The following is a 14851-nucleotide window of genomic DNA, read 5'->3' on the forward strand; positions in this document are numbered from 1 at the left end:
GGGGCGCCGGCCCGATCGCGCGCAAACGGTGCTCACGCGCGACCGAGCCGACGGAGCCCGATCAGGCCGCCTTTCCGCCCGAGGTCGGTCGCTCGACGGAGCTGGCTGTGGTGATCGGCGTCCCGGATGGCCGGATCGAGGCAGCCCGATAGGCCACGCCGGACCGGTCGCCCTGGGTCCAGGGGATCGCCACCAGGCCCTCGACCGTCACCGGCTGGCCGACGTTCACCGACGGCTCGCCGACGACGGTGATGGCGAGGACCTCGCCACCGGTCGCGTCCAGGGCTGCTACCTGCAGCTGCCACAGGGGCTGGCCGGTCTCCCTGTCGATTCGCGGGACGCCGGTGTCCCGGTCGGTCCTTGCCTGCCCCTCGCGCGTGCAGAAGAACTGCACGCCCCTTACATCGATGTTGAGCTTCATCGCACTCTGCTTTCTCTTGGATGTCACGGCCGGTTCCGGCCGCGCGACCAGCACACCCCGAGATGAGGCCAACACCAGAGCGAGGCGGCCGAGTCTGTGGACAAGCGGTGCTCCGGGCACGCCATGGACGCATTTCGGAGCTCGGGATGGATGCACCGAGGTTCGGGACCCGGGCAGGACGCCCCAGATCGCCAAGACCTCTGCCGGGAACCAAGGTGATGTCGACGCCCGGACGCATGTGGCTCCACCTGACGCGGAACGACGGGTCGACATCGAGCCGAACGCAAGCGGCACCGTCCATCCGGACCGGGTGTTGTTGGTGTGTCGATGCACCGATGGCAACCAAGCAAGGCCGATGTGGCCCAAGACTTCCTGGCCAGAGCTCCGTGACGGTTGCGGAGCTTCTGTTCTGTGGGTCAATCAGAAAGTGGGGCGACGCGGTCCGCTCCTTCGTCGCTCCCCGCGCCGCCAACGACGGAGGGGGGCCAGCGCCTGCAGTCGTTCCAGAAGGCGACGCAGGGAGCCCATGTCCGCCTCGTTCAGACTTTCTCTACTGCATCGAGCAGAGGATTGGCGGCCGGTGACGCGTCTGGACAATCCTCGAATCGGCTCAGCCTACTGCCGGCATCGGTAGGCTGCCTCCAGTTACGGGAACGCAGAAGCCGAGCTCCGCTTCGGCAGCGGAGGATGTCGGTGGGTTTCGATCTGTCAGATCTGGCCGGGCTGCTCAACATGGGGCCGCCCGCGGGCGAGGCATGGTTCGAGCAGACGGAATCGATCGTCGGGTTCGCGCCGCAGAAGCCCACCGCGAAGCGGCCGATCATCCTCCGGCACTGGCCCGACTCCGGTGCCATCGCGTACGTCTTCGCGCGCACCTCGAACCTCGATCGCGTCGAGGTCAACAACCCGGGACATGACCATCGCCAGGAATGGCCGAAATGCTGGTTGCGAGACGTCGGCAGCATCGTCGTGTCACGTCCGCTGCCGGTCCCGAAGGACGCCCTCGACGAGCCCCACCGCCTTTGCAGCGAAAGCGACCAGCTCACCATCGACGCAGTGAAGCGGGCGCGATGGCAGACGAAATGATCGACAGTTGCCCACTCGTCGAGCTCGACATTGGGGACGACCTGGGTGATGTGAGCGCCGGCAACCTTCATGCTCTGATCCAGGAGCATGAGAGCGATGTGATCGGTCCTCTCTGGCTCGACGAGATTCGGACGGCCGCTCCTCGCGTCGCCCGCAGATACAGTCCCTCGGTCTATGCGCGCACCACGGCGTGGAACGCCGACGCAATCGACGACCTCGTTCAGGACGTCGTTGAGCGCATGATGGTGAAGGGTCAGGCCCAGTACATCTGCGACGTGGCGAACGACTTTGGCCACGCGCGCGCCCTCATCTACCGTCAGGTGAGAATGACCCTGATAGATCGCCGACAGCGGACAGCCATCGACAACCTCTTCGATCGCGCGGTCGAGCGCCTCGGTTCGCCGCCGTTTGACCAAGTTAAGAGTAGACCGCGCTCCTGGCGTATCGATGGCCCGATGTCGGACCCCGCGCCAGCTTCCCGACGACTCACCTCATCGCTCGCGGCGCTGCCCCGGCTCCCCGGCAACGGGATGGAGCGGGCCAGTGCGATCTGGACGACGGAGACACTCTCGGACGCTCTGATGCTCATCTGCGGTGCCGTTGGCGAGGTCGACGAACCAGAACTTCGGAGAATTCTCGAAGAGTCGTTGACAGTCTTCGCAACAGCGGAGGTTGTGTCTGATGACGCCGGGACCGAAATCCGGTCCGGCGAACTTGACCCAGGCAACCTGACCATGGCAAATGAAATCACTCAAAGACTCCTCGCCACGCTGACGCTCGAGGAAGCGACACTGCTCGCGGGCAAGTGGATCGGCGACTCTGACGGCGACATCGCACGCCGCCTCGGTGTCAGCCGACCGACGGCTGCGAAGTACAAGGAGTCTGCCTTTGCGAAGGTTCGCGATGAACTCACCGAGCAGAGTGAAGCCGTCGTTGGGTATGTGTTCGCGCGGCTTCAGTCACTCGTTATCGCTAGGGCAGGAGGAGGTGCACGATGACCGACATCGAGATCGGTGGTATCTACCGGGCGGTGGCGATGGACCGTGATACGCCGTCTGCGCTGGTTCTCGTCACCCACTTCGAAGAAGGGACGCAGTCCCTTGCCGTGACCCTTCTAAGCCCTGATATTGAACTCGGCTCCAGCACGGACCTTGTCCTCTCTGGGGAAGAAATTGGCCGCGGGTACGACCTCCTCGCGGAGTCCGACGTCTTCGGCTACGCGTGGGTAGTGCAACTCGATCGGCGTGTTGGCCGTGTCGACTCGCAGGTTCTGGAGGCCGTTTCGGCCCTGCGCGAGGGGGGAGCGATCGATCGGACGATCGCCGGGCCACCAGTCGTCGACCGCAGTGACCCCCGCTGGGGATTCAAGCTCCAGGAGCTAAAGCGGCTCCAGGCCCTGACTGCGGACTGCACTCGCGAACTCATCGACGGTGAGCGGGTTGCGTCGATCGATCCGAACGCGCTGCGCGCACCGTCCAGCGAGGCCGAGATCGCAGCTTTCGAGGTATTTGTCATTGAGGTCATCGAAGCCGTAAAGCGCGGTGATGCACGAGTCCCGGGGTGGCTCGTGGACATCGCCTTGGACGACGAACTCGTCGCCGCATACCGCGAGGTCGGCCTCTACAACTCGCTTCGGCTCCTATGGAAGCTTGCGGACACGACAGATGTGCCGCCCTTGGCTGAACCGGCGAACTCGACTCTCGAACAGTGCCAGTCGTTCCAGGTGGAGTTGACCGCAGCCTCCGGCCACTCGAGCCTGTTACTTCTGGGTCGGTCGACTGACATCCAAGGCCCGATCGAGGCGCGACCTGTCCGCACTCGTGACGGACGCCTCCTCCAACTGAGCCTTGTTTCCGCGGCCGTCAGCGCCACAGAGTTCCGAGAGGTCTTCGCATGAGTAACCCATTGATGGAGCGCCGCATACCGCTCTCGCGCCGCGGCATAATCCTTCGGCGTTGGCGGCTGCAGAATTTCAAGTCGGTCCGGAACGCCGAAGTCGAGCTTCGGCCGCTGACGGTCGTCGTCGGCGCGAACAGCGCTGGCAAAAGCACGCTCCTCCAGAGCATTCGAGCAGCGAGTCAGGCAACCGGCACGACTGGCTACCTCTACCCGCTGAATGGCCGGGGAGTGCGACTCGGCACCGTCGCCGAAGTGAAGTACCGGGGCCCCGGCAACGACGATGAGCCCCTGATAATCGGAGCAGACTTTGAGATCCAGGCACCGCGAGGGATGAACCGAGACGGGCGGGCTCTGGCCCCGGCACAGGCAGCCCCTGTGCTCGCGACCCTGTCATGGGAGGTCAAGCTCGGCGAGTCGTCCCAGCAGAAGGGCATCGCGAAGATTGAGCGACTTAACGTCGACCTGAAGCCCCACGACCCTGAGACCTTGCCCCGCAACGCCCCGCGCCTGGAGAGGGCTTGGGTCCTGGCGATCGCCGACGACGACGCAGAGGAAGTCGTCCCACTCGATGACGACGACGACGTTCAATCCATTCCGCACTACTTTTCGGGACAGTTTGCGGACGCGATCGGCAACTTGCTTGAAGTGGTCGACATCCTCGTTGAAGGCGGATTCCCAGTTGACGCTTCGGTCATGCGGCCACGGGGACAGGTTCTCTTTGAGACATGGCGGGACAACCTCCTGCGCAGGTCCATTCGGGAGCGTGAAGTGACCGAGCCTGACCTGCTGACTGAGGTCAACGCGGTCGAGGAGGTCAGTCGAAACCTCCTCAACGTACACGCCGCAGTAGTCGACGCCGACGTCGAATATGCCGACGCCGTGCGCCTCGAACTCGGCTCGAAGGCACCAGAGACACGCACGAAGATCGACCTCAACATCGCATCGTCCGAGAGTTTTGGCGACGCTGTCGTAGCGAGATTGGCCGAGGGCGGTGTCGAAGGCGAGGTTGCGTATCCGCATCGCCTCGACGACCTAGGCCGCGCATCGAACATCGCGTCCTCGTACCTCGCCGGCGGCATCCGCTATCTGGGCCCGCTTCGCGATGAGCCGCGGGCGGCGTACCCGGACTCACCCGAGGGCGACGACACCTACGTCGGTTCTAGGGGCGAGTTCACGGCTTCTGTGCTGCAGCGCCACGGTAACCGGAAGGTGAGCGTGCCGACCCCGCAAACGGACGGCACGATTAGGAACCCACGCAGGCCGATCCAGCTCGTCACCGCCGTCAACCGCTGGGCCGCGTATCTTGATATCGGCGAGAGCTTCTCGGTCTCCGACCAGGGTCGTTTCGGCATCCAGATGCAACTGCGACAGAGTGACGTGGAAGGGGATTTGGACCTGACCAGCGTCGGCACTGGCGTTAGCCAGTTGCTGCCGGTGATTGTCATGTGCCTTCAGGCCCCGATCGGCTCACTCCTGCTGATCGAGCAGCCTGAACTCCACCTCAACCCGCGGGTGCAGCAGCGCCTCACCGACTTCCTGCTTGCTATCGCGCAAAGCGGGAGACACCTAATTGTTGAGACTCATAGCGAGTACCTCATCTCCCGCCTGCGTCGCCATGTCGCCGAAGACCCCAACGACACCCTGCAGGACACGATCGGCATCTACTTCGCCAAGCGTGTCCGGGGTGCGACCACTTACGAACTCGTGCAGACGAACGAGTTCGGCGGTATCGACGAGTGGCCTGAGAACTTTTTCGACCAGGCCACGGAAGAAGAACACGCGATCCTCTCGGCCGCGGTAAAGAAGCGTCGCGAGAGGGCCACGCCCAGCAACTAGCCGGCACCCATTGACATGGTCACCGTCAGGCCAGATTGAGCTTCGTGAGCCGCCGCAATACCACGACAAGAAGCTAGAAGGGAGGCGCCGCATGGCACGGGCAGCACGCAAGGTTCAAACCAAGACGCTGGAGCAGAAACTGTGGGACGCCGCCGACGCCCTGCGCGGCAACCAGGAGCCGAGCGAGTACAAGCACGTTGTGCTCGGCCTCGTCTTCCTAAAATACATCTCCGACCGCTTTGAGGGTCGTCGCACGGAGATCGAAACCGAACTCGCAGCCGAGGGTCTCAAGCCGGAGCAGATCGAACGCCTTGTCGAGGACCGCGACGAGTACACCAGCCACTCAGTGTTCTGGGTCCCGGCCGCCGCCCGGTGGGGCATCATCCAGAAGTCTGCCAAGCAGCCTGAGATCGGCGAGTCCATCGACAACGCGATGGATCTCATCGAACGTGAGAACCCGAAGCTCCGTGGCGTCCTCCCGCGCAACTACGGTCGCGAGGACCTCGACAAGGGCCGTCTGGGGCAACTCGTCGACATCATCGGGTCGATCGGCTTCACCGAGACTGACGACCACGGCTCGGACGACGTGCTCGGACGGGTCTACGAGTACTTCCTCGGCCAGTTTGCGGGTAAGGAGACCGGCAAGGATGCCGGCGCGTTCTACACGCCTCGGTCCGTCGTTAAGACGCTCGTCGAGATGCTCGAGCCGTACCACGGCCGCGTGTACGACCCGGCGTGCGGCTCGGGCGGCATGTTCGTGCAGTCGGCCGAGTTCGTGACGGCCCACGGCGGGAAGCGCAACGACATCTCCGTCTACGGCCAGGAGTTCACGTCGACCACCTGGAAACTCGCGAAGATGAACCTCGCTCTCCGCGGGATCGACGCCGACCTCGGTGACAAGTCCGCCGACTCCTTCACCCAGGACCTCCACCCGGATCTCCGCGCCGACTTCGTGCTCGCGAACCCACCGTTCAACGTGAGCGACTGGTGGAACGCGAAGCTTGCCGACGATCCACGATGGAAGTACGGCACCCCGCCGGCTGGTAACGCCAACTTCGCCTGGGTCCAGCACTTCATTCACCACCTGTCGCCTCGAGGCACTGCGGGGTTCGTCCTCGCAAATGGATCTCTCAGCTCGAAGAACGGCGGCGAGGGCGACATCCGCCGCAGGCTTGTCGAGGCCGACCTGGTCGACTGCATCGTGGCGATGCCCGACAGACTGTTCTTCAACACCGGTATCCCGGTGAGCCTCTGGTTTGTCAGCAGGGATCGCGGCGGCAACGCGCAGCACCGCCCTCGCAAGGGTGAGGTGCTCTTCATCGACGCCAGGAAGCTCGGCACGATGGTCAACCGTCGTATCCGTGAGCTGAGCGACGACGACATCCAGCAGATCGCAGGCGCATACCACGCGTGGCGAAACCATGACGGCGCCTTCGAGGATGTGCCGGGGTTTGCGAAAGTGGCAACGCTGGCCGATATCGAAGCGCACGGCTTTGTTCTCACGCCTGGGCGCTACGTCGGAACCGAGGACGCCGAGGCCGACGACGAGCCCATCGGCGAGAAGATCGCGCGCCTCACCGCTGAGCTGTATGCCGAGTTCGACCGAGGGCGCGAGCTTGAAGTATCGGTCCGCGCGCGGCTTGAAGGTATCCATGTCGACTAGGACGCTCACCGGTGGCGACGTCGCCCGCGGACTCGGTGGCAGGTCGCGCGTGAGCTGGCCACTCCAACGGTCCAGTGACCTCTTCGAGCTTCGCTACGGGAAGGCTCTCGTTGCGTCGAGTCGCCGGCCCGGGCGAGTGCCGGTGTTTGGCACGAATGGCCAAACAGGGACTCACGACACTCCGTTGTTCGCAGGGCCCGGGGTGATCGTCGGGCGCAAGGGAGCCGGTCACCTTGGAGTGCACTGGACCGACGAGGACTATTGGGTCATTGATACTGCGTACTCGCTGGTTCCCAGCGCCGACATCGACCTCAAGTTCGCGTACTACTTAGTGAACTACGTCGGTCTGAACCATCTGAAGCACGGCACATCGAATCCTTCGCTGACGCGCGAGGCCTTCGGTGCACAGTACTTCCCAGTGCCGCCCCTCGAGGAGCAACGGGCAATCGCGGCCACGCTCGACGCCCTCGACCTCAAGATCCAGTCGAACGGCCGCAGCGCGCTCCTGCTCGACGGTCTGGTATCGCTTCACTTCCAGAGCCTGCTGGCACGCGTTACTCCGACCTATCAGCCCCTTGGGGAACTCGCGACGATCACGAAGGGCGTCTCCTACAAGAGCGCCCATCTGCAAGAGTCCAGAACCTCACTCGTGACGCTCAAGTCGTTTGACCGTACAGGCGGCTACAAGCCGGACGGTCTGAAGCCATACACGGGCCAGTACAAGCCCAAGCAGGTCATCGCGCCCGGAGAGCTCGTCGTCGCCCAAACTGACCTCACACAAGGCGCCGAGGTCGTGGGGCGTGCTGTCCGCGTGCCCGCCGCCCCCTCGGCTGACGTGCTCGTGGCATCGCTTGATCTCGCGATCGTCCGGCCATCTGGCGGGATCGCAAACGAGTACTTGCTTGGAGTCCTCACCGACGAGCGATTCCGTCAGCACTGCCGGAGCCGAACGACTGGCACCACTGTGCTCCACCTCGCGAGCGATGCCATCCCTGCCTACGTGGCTCCGGTCGTGACAAGCGATGCTCAGTCCCAATATGCCGCCCTCGTCCGGCCACTTCTCGCGCGCCTTGACTCTCTCGAGCATGAGAACGTGGCATTGGCGAAGCTCCGTGACGCGCTCCTGCCCGAGCTTCTCTCCGGCCGCGTCCGCATATCGAAGGCGGCTGCATGAGCACGATCGACTCCGCTTGGGCGATCCATGAGCTCGAGGCGTTCGTGCACGCGTCCGGTGACGACGGGATGTACCAGCGGGAGCCTGACGAGGTGGTCGCGGAGCATGCGCACGTCGCCGAGCAGATTCTCGACAGAGTCGTTCCCGGGTGGCGGGATTGGGACGACCAGCGGCCACAGAAGCTCCGTGCCTACGATTCGTGGGGGCATCTTCGTCACTGTGTGAGCCGGGGCATTGCTGCTCTCAAGCGTCAGGACGAGTTGCGTGAGAAGCTGGGCGACGATGCACCGTTGATATCTGCAGCGCGACTGCACCCTTGGGTGTGGGACGGCGCACGTTCACTCTGGCAGTCGGGCCACTACCGCTCCGCCGTTGAGGACGCGGCCAAGAAGCTCAACGCGGAGACGCAAAACAAGCTCGGACGTCGTGATGTCAGCGAGACCGACTTGTTTAAGCAGGCGTTCAGTCTCGACGTCGCCACCCCCGGAAGGGCACGGCTGCGACGGAGGACGCCTGACGGCAGCGTCACCTACAAGTCGGTGCAACGCGGCGCTTGGGCGCTAGCGGAGGGCATCTACGCCGGCATTCGCAACCCGTTCAATCACGAGGATCCCAAGGACATCGACGAGCAGACCGGCCTGGAGTACTTGGCCGCGCTGAGCGTCCTCGCCCGGTGGGTCGACGATGCGGAGGTCGAAGTAGCGCCGTGAGCAAATTCAATGAATCAGTCGTCGAGCAAGCCGCATTGGAGTGGCTCGCCGACCTCGGCTATCAGACTGTGCATGGCCCGAACATCTCCCCTGGCGGCGACGGCCCTCAGTTGCGCGACTCGTTCGCTGACGTCGTGCTCATCGACCGGCTACTGCCGACGGTGCGTGGGCTCAACCGGGGCATCGACAATGCCGTGATCGACCAGGCGATCAAGCGGCTGCTCCGTCCCGAGTCGCAGAACGCGATCGACGAGAACTATCGGATCCACCAGTTCCTGGTTGGCGGCGTACCAGTCGAGCACCGCGGTGCAGACGGCCAGACGCGTACGACCCGCGTGAAGCTCATCAACTTCGATGCCCCGGAGATGAACGACTGGTTGACGGCCAACCAGTTCACGGTCACGAAGGACGGAAAGAAGCGGCGCGTCGACGTAGTTGTCTTCGTCAACGGCCTCCCGCTCGCCCTCTTCGAGTTGAAGAACCCCGCCGACGAGAACGCGGACATGCGCGGTGCCTGGAACCAGATCCAGACCTACCGCCACGACATCGCGCCACTTTTCGACTTCAACGCGGTCACCGTCATCTCCGACGGTGTCGCCGGCGCCGCAATGAGTTCATTCACCGGTGCGTTCGAGCACTATGCGCCATGGAAGACCATCGAGGGTCGCGACGTCATCACTGACCGTCCCGCTCTCGAAGTGCTCATCCGCGGTGTCTTCGAACCCAAGCGGTTCCTCGACATCTTGCGCAACTTCATCGTGTTCAGCGATGAGACCATCACCGACAAAGCCACGGGACAGCCGATGCGCTCGCTGATCAAGCGCATCGCGAAGTACCACCAGTACTGGGCTGTCAACACCGCCGTCGAGTCAACAGTGAAGGCAGCAAGCCCGGACGGCGACAAGCGCGGCGGCGTCGTCTGGCACACCCAGGGTTCCGGCAAGAGCTTCGAGATGGTGTTCTACGCCGCCAAGATCATGCGTGACCCCCGCATGGAAAACCCGACTCTCGTCTTCATCACCGACCGCAACGACCTCGATGACCAGCTGTTCGGCGAGACGTTCTCGCCCGCGACGATCCTTCCCGAGAAGCCCGTTCAGGCCGAGAGCCGCACGCATCTGCGCGAGCTGCTCCAGCGGGCATCCGGCGGCATCGTTTTCACCACGCTGCACAAGTTCGCACCTGAAGAACGCGGCGATACGAACCCCGTGCTCACCAACCGGCGCAACGTCGTCGTCGTCGCCGACGAGGCGCACCGATCGCAGTACGGCTTCGGCGAAACGCTCGACTCCGCGGGGCGCCTCAAGGCGGGCCTGGCCAAGCACATGCGCGACTCGTTGCCCGGTGCGACCTGCCTCGGCTTCACTGGCACGCCCATCGAGTCGACTGACAAGTCCACCCGAGCGGTGTTCGGCGAGTACATCGACATCTACGACCTCACCCGGGCGGTCGAGGACGGGGCGACGGTCAAGATCTTCTATGAACCCCGACTCGTGAAGGTAGGCCTGAGCGAATCAGTCCGGGGGGACCTCGACGAGCTCGCCGACGAGATCACCGAGCAGGTCGAGGAGACTGCTGCATCCGCAGCCAAGTCGCGCTGGGCCCGGCTCGAAGCGATCGTCGGTGCGGATGAGCGCCTCGACCTGGTCGCCCGCGACGTCGTCGAGCACTGGGAGAGTCGACGCGAAGCCCTCGTCGGCAAGGGCATGATCGTCGCGATGAGCCGCCGCATCGCGCTGAAACTCTACGAGAAGATCGTCGCTCTCCGTCCCGACTGGCACAGCGATGACCACCGCACCGGCAAGATCAAGGTCGTCATGACTGGGTCGGCGTCCGACCCGCAGGAGTACCAGCCCCACCTGCACGACAAGGCCACCCGCAAGGAGATCCAGCTCCGAGCCAAGAACCCGGATGACGAGCTGGAACTCGTGATCGTCCGCGACATGTGGCTGACGGGCTTCGACGCTCCCGCGATGCACACGATGTACGTCGACAAGACGATGCAGGGCGCCGGGCTCATGCAGGCGATCGCCCGCGTCAATCGGACCTTCCGCGACAAGCCTGGAGGGCTCATCGTCGACCTCATCGGTGTCTACGCGAGTCTTCAAGAGGCCCTCGCTGTCTACTCACCGTCGGACCGCGACCAGGCCGGCGTGCCGATCGACGAGATGGTCGCCGTCATGCTGGAGAAGCACGACATCGTCACAGGCCTGCTCCATGGGGTCTCTTTCGACGCCTCGCCCGATCTGCCTGCTGCAGAGCGGTTGGCGCAGTACGCGAAGGTGCTCGACTTCGTCATGGCTGACCCGGACCGAACGAAGCGCTACAACGACCAGGTGCTCGCCCTCGCCAAGACCTTCGCTCTGTGCGGTGCGCGAGATGAGGCGGATGCTATTCGCGACGACGTCCGACTCTTCGTCGACGTCCGCGCTGCGATCCTGAAGGTGCTCAACCCAGACTCCGGACGATCCGGCGCTGGGGCAGTCGACGTCGACACGGCCATTGGCCAGCTGGTCAACGAGGCAGTGTCCGGCGATCAGGTCATCGACATCTACAAGCTCGCCGGCGTTGAAACCCCGGAGCTGTCGATCTTGTCGGACGAGTTCCTAGACGGCCTCGTGGACAAGGACAAGCCGAACCTCCAGATCGGGCTGCTCCGTCGCCTACTCGACGACCGGATCAAGACGATCAAGCGTAGCAACGTTGTGCAGACCCGGGTGTTCTCCGAGATGCTCGACGAGGCGATCAACCGGTACAACAACCGATCTCTCACATCAGCGGAGATCATTGCCGAGCTCATCACCTTGGCCAAGCAGATGCGTGATGAGATGCAGCGTCACGCTGCCCTCGGCCTCCGCGAGGACGAGATCGCCTTCTACGACGCCGTCGCCCAGAACGAGTCCGCCGTCATGGAACTCGGCGACGAGACACTCAAGGCCATCGCGCGCGACCTCGTGCGCACGATCCGCGACAACTGGACCATCGACTGGGACGTCAAGGAGAGCGTGCGTGCCAAGATGCGCTCTGCTGTTCGTCGCATCCTCATCCGCTATGACTACCCGCCCGATGCCGAACTCGAGGCGATCGAACTCGTCATCGAGCAGGCCGAGATCTTCGCGGCAAACGACGAGGAATTCGACTTCTGACGGTTTACATCCTCCTGGTCAGGCCGGATTGACATAGCTGACACAGGAAGGAGGTAGCCCTTGAACGAGATCAAGTGCCCGCACTGCGGGACCGTGTTCACCATCGACGAGGCGGAATACGCCAGCCTCGTGGAGCAGGTGCGCACGGCGGAGTTCGAGAAGGAGCTCCACGCGCGGCTCGCCGAGGCCGAGAAGGCCAAGAAGGCCGAGATCGAGCTTGCCGAGGCGAAGGTCGCCCAGAAGGCACAGCAGGCTGCCGCGCAGAAGGACGCCGAGATTCAGCGTCTGAAGAACGAAATCGAAGGCGCCAGCACGGCTGAGGCGCTCGCCGTGGCGAAGGCCGCTGAGGAAGCACAGAGGGCCGCCGCCGTGAAGGACGCGGAGATCCAGCGTCTCAAGAGTGAACTCGCGATCGCCGACACCAGCCAGCAGCTCGCTGTCACGCAGGCAGTTTCGGTCGTGACGGAGAAGCTCGGTGACGCTGAGAGCAAGCTCGCTCTTCAGCAGGCCGAGCAGAAGGTGACCGAGGCTGCGCTCAAGGAGTCGCACTCGAAGGAGATCGCGCTCCTGCAGGAGCAAGTCGAGCAGTACCGCGACTTCAAGGCGAAGCAGTCCGTGAAGCTGCTGGGTGAGTCCCTCGAACAGCACTGCGAGACCGAGTTCAACCGTGTCCGCGCGATGGCGTTCCCTAATGCCGACTTTGGCAAGGACAACGACGCCTCCACGGGCTCGAAGGGCGACTACATCTTCCGCGACTTCAATGAAGACGGCGTCGAGTACATCTCGATCATGTTCGACATGAAGAACGAGGCGGACACGTCGTCGACGAAGAAGAAGAACACCGACTTCCTCGCCAAGCTCGACAGGGACCGCCGCGAGAAGCGGTGCGAGTACGCCGTACTCGTGTCGATGCTCGAAGAGGATTCCGAGCTCTACACGGGTATCACCGACGTCTCGCACATGTACCCGAAGATGTTCGTTGTTCGACCGCAGTTCTTCCTCGCCATCATCGCCCTCCTCCGTGGTGCCGCGCAGGAGACCATCGTGGTGAAGGCCGAGCTCGAGCAGATCAAGAAGCAGAACATCGACATCACGAACTTCGAGGTCGAACTCGAGGACTTCAAGTCGGCGTTCGGCCGCAACTACGACCTCGCGAAGCGCAAGTTCGATACCGCCATCGACGACATCGACAAGGCCATCGAACGCCTCCAGAAGGTCAAGGAGGGGTTGCTCGGCTCGGGCAACAACCTCCGCCTCGCCAACGACAAGGCGACCGCCCTCACCGTCAAGAAGCTGACGCGCGGCAACGAGACGATGAAGGCCAAGTTCGCCGAGCTCGACGCTCCCGCGGGGCCCGACGCCGCCTGACCGTTGGGCCGGTTGAGGCGCCCTCCACCGTCTTGGTGAGGGCGCCTCGAACGCGTCCAGGAAGCTCTCGGGGCCGCGACTCTACCTGTCTTCCAACTTCGCGACCGAGTCGCGGAGGGCGTCCTCGCCGGCGCGGACGTAGTGGTTCAGCACTGTGGTGAGCTTGTCACCGAGGTACTGGGCGACGACCTCCCACGGCTCGCCAAGCTCCTCGTGGAACCACTTGGTCGCGGCGTGGTGGCGAAGGTTGCGGTAGACGATCGTCTTGGGCCAGGCGTTGTCGGGGTCGTTCTCATCGACCCACTGCCGGATGCGGTGCCAGCGCTCGTTGTGGAGCTCGGGCTTCACGGGCAGACCCGTGACGGTGTCGATGAAGATCCACTGCTCGTCCTCGGGCGGGATGGGGTAGTTCCACCACGCCATGGTCTTGCCGGGCCCGCGCGCGGCGAGCTGGGCGCGGTGCTGGCGTTCGTCCTCCTGGGCGTTCCCCACGTGTTGCAGCGATGCATTGGCGGGGAGGCCGAGGAGCTCCTTGACCCGCGGGAGCAGCTCGTCCTGCATGACCGAGCGGGGGAGGGGGACCTCGTGGATGACTTGATTCTTCACCGGACCGCGGAAGCCCGACGAGTGGCGCGGCGTGATCCAACTGCCGTTGACCTGAACGTACCCGCGATCGAAGAAGACATCGATCGCGCGGAGGCCGTTCTGCTCGCCGAGCCGGAGCCCGCCGAAGCCGGCGACGCGGATCTTGGTACCGAAGAGCGGGAGGCGGGTGAGCAGCGGCTCGGTTCCATCCGGACCGCACAGCTTGTCGGCCGCGGCTGCCATCGCCTTCACCTGCCGGGTCTCGGGGCGCAGGCGCGGGTCGACGTACTGCGTCGTCGCACCCTGGAAGACCGCCGAGCGACCGATCTCCAAACCGTCTAGCGGATCGAACCGGCGGTCCAGCCACTCCAGGCGCCACGCCAGCTTGCGCATCGCCGCCAGGACGCCGCGCACGTCCTCGCGCCCTCGGGCGGAATGCACCGTCTTGGAGGCTCGATCGATCACCTGCTGGCTGTGCTCGACGCGCCACTTCGCGACTGGCACGTGGCCGATGGCTGGCAGGACGTGCGCATTCACGCGGGACTCGCGACCCTGGATCGTGCGGGGCGCCTTGGCCCGGCGCTTGCTGTCGGCGATGTACTCCGCCGCGAGCGCTTCGATGGTGCGGGTCGCTCGCACCTTCGCGCTGGCCGGAACTGCCTGCTCGTGGTCGAGCGCTTCTTCCGCCTGGGCGAAGATCTTCCGCGCCTCGGCTTCGGTGTTGGCCCGTCGTAGAACCGGCTTCCAGGCCTCGCCCTCGCCGGCCGGCGCCTTGAACTTGATCTGGTAGCTGGTGCCACCGGGGGGAGGCGCGTAGAGACGGACGCGCCAGGGCCAGCCGGTGCCGTCGAGGCGGCGCTCCTTGCCCTGCGCCAGCAGGGTCGATTTCCTACGCGCTGCTGCCATCGCGACCGACCTCCTACGCTGGGCGACGAGGAGCTACGAGAGAATTCGGATCAACTG

The 14851-nt window shown here is 64.2% G+C and carries 11 protein-coding genes; 9 read left to right on the plus strand and 2 right to left on the minus strand.

All coding sequences use genetic code 11. The features are described from left to right. Positions 1 to 61: 61 nt before the first annotated feature. Complete coding sequence (locus EFL26_RS16370; RefSeq protein ID WP_221177003.1) at positions 62 to 421, minus strand: hypothetical protein; 360 nt, start codon at positions 419 to 421, stop codon at positions 62 to 64. Positions 422 to 1114: 693 nt separating this feature from the next. Between EFL26_RS16370 and EFL26_RS16375 the strand changes: the two genes are divergently transcribed. The 9 genes from EFL26_RS16375 (at position 1115) to EFL26_RS16415 (ending at position 13303) form a co-directional block, all read left to right on the plus strand. Continuing rightward, a complete protein-coding gene (locus EFL26_RS16375; protein WP_123223983.1) occupies positions 1115 to 1507 on the plus strand; it encodes a hypothetical protein in 393 nt (130 codons plus the stop codon). Continuing rightward, positions 1492 to 2505 carry a hypothetical protein gene (locus EFL26_RS16380; RefSeq protein ID WP_148046747.1) on the plus strand — a complete coding sequence of 338 codons (1014 nt, stop codon included), beginning with the start codon at positions 1492 to 1494 and terminating at the stop codon, positions 2503 to 2505. The genes EFL26_RS16375 and EFL26_RS16380 overlap by 16 nt, the downstream gene beginning before the upstream one ends. Then, a complete protein-coding gene (locus EFL26_RS16385) occupies positions 2502 to 3404 on the plus strand; it encodes a hypothetical protein (protein ID WP_123223985.1) in 903 nt (300 codons plus the stop codon). The genes EFL26_RS16380 and EFL26_RS16385 overlap by 4 nt, the downstream gene beginning before the upstream one ends. Next, complete coding sequence (locus EFL26_RS16390) at positions 3401 to 5242, plus strand: AAA family ATPase (protein ID WP_123223986.1); 1842 nt, start codon at positions 3401 to 3403, stop codon at positions 5240 to 5242. The genes EFL26_RS16385 and EFL26_RS16390 overlap by 4 nt, the downstream gene beginning before the upstream one ends. Before the next feature lie 91 nt (positions 5243 to 5333). After that, complete coding sequence (locus tag EFL26_RS16395; protein WP_123223987.1) at positions 5334 to 6905, plus strand: class I SAM-dependent DNA methyltransferase; 1572 nt, start codon at positions 5334 to 5336, stop codon at positions 6903 to 6905. Beyond that, positions 6895 to 8079 (plus strand): restriction endonuclease subunit S, encoded by a 1185-nt coding sequence (locus tag EFL26_RS16400; RefSeq protein ID WP_246000235.1) that lies wholly within the window; start codon positions 6895 to 6897, stop codon positions 8077 to 8079. Before EFL26_RS16395 ends, EFL26_RS16400 begins: the two co-directional genes overlap by 11 nt. Continuing rightward, positions 8076 to 8789, plus strand: a complete 714-nt coding sequence (locus EFL26_RS16405) for a TIGR02391 family protein (protein WP_123223989.1) — start codon at positions 8076 to 8078, stop codon at positions 8787 to 8789. The genes EFL26_RS16400 and EFL26_RS16405 overlap by 4 nt, the downstream gene beginning before the upstream one ends. Further along, positions 8786 to 11935 (plus strand): type I restriction endonuclease subunit R, encoded by a 3150-nt coding sequence (locus EFL26_RS16410; protein WP_123223990.1) that lies wholly within the window; start codon positions 8786 to 8788, stop codon positions 11933 to 11935. The genes EFL26_RS16405 and EFL26_RS16410 overlap by 4 nt, the downstream gene beginning before the upstream one ends. Positions 11936 to 11995: 60 nt before the next feature. After that, entirely contained in the window at positions 11996 to 13303 is a 1308-nt protein-coding gene (locus EFL26_RS16415; protein WP_123223991.1) for a DUF2130 domain-containing protein, read from the plus strand. Between the two features lie 81 nt (positions 13304 to 13384). Here the strand turns inward: EFL26_RS16415 and EFL26_RS16420 are convergent, their stop codons facing one another. Continuing rightward, entirely contained in the window at positions 13385 to 14794 is a 1410-nt protein-coding gene (locus EFL26_RS16420) for a tyrosine-type recombinase/integrase (RefSeq protein WP_123223992.1), read from the minus strand. Positions 14795 to 14851: the final 57 nt, after the last annotated feature.

The sequence above is a fragment of the Nocardioides pocheonensis genome, assembly GCF_003725535.1.
Taxonomy (GTDB): domain Bacteria; phylum Actinomycetota; class Actinomycetes; order Propionibacteriales; family Nocardioidaceae; genus Marmoricola; species Marmoricola pocheonensis.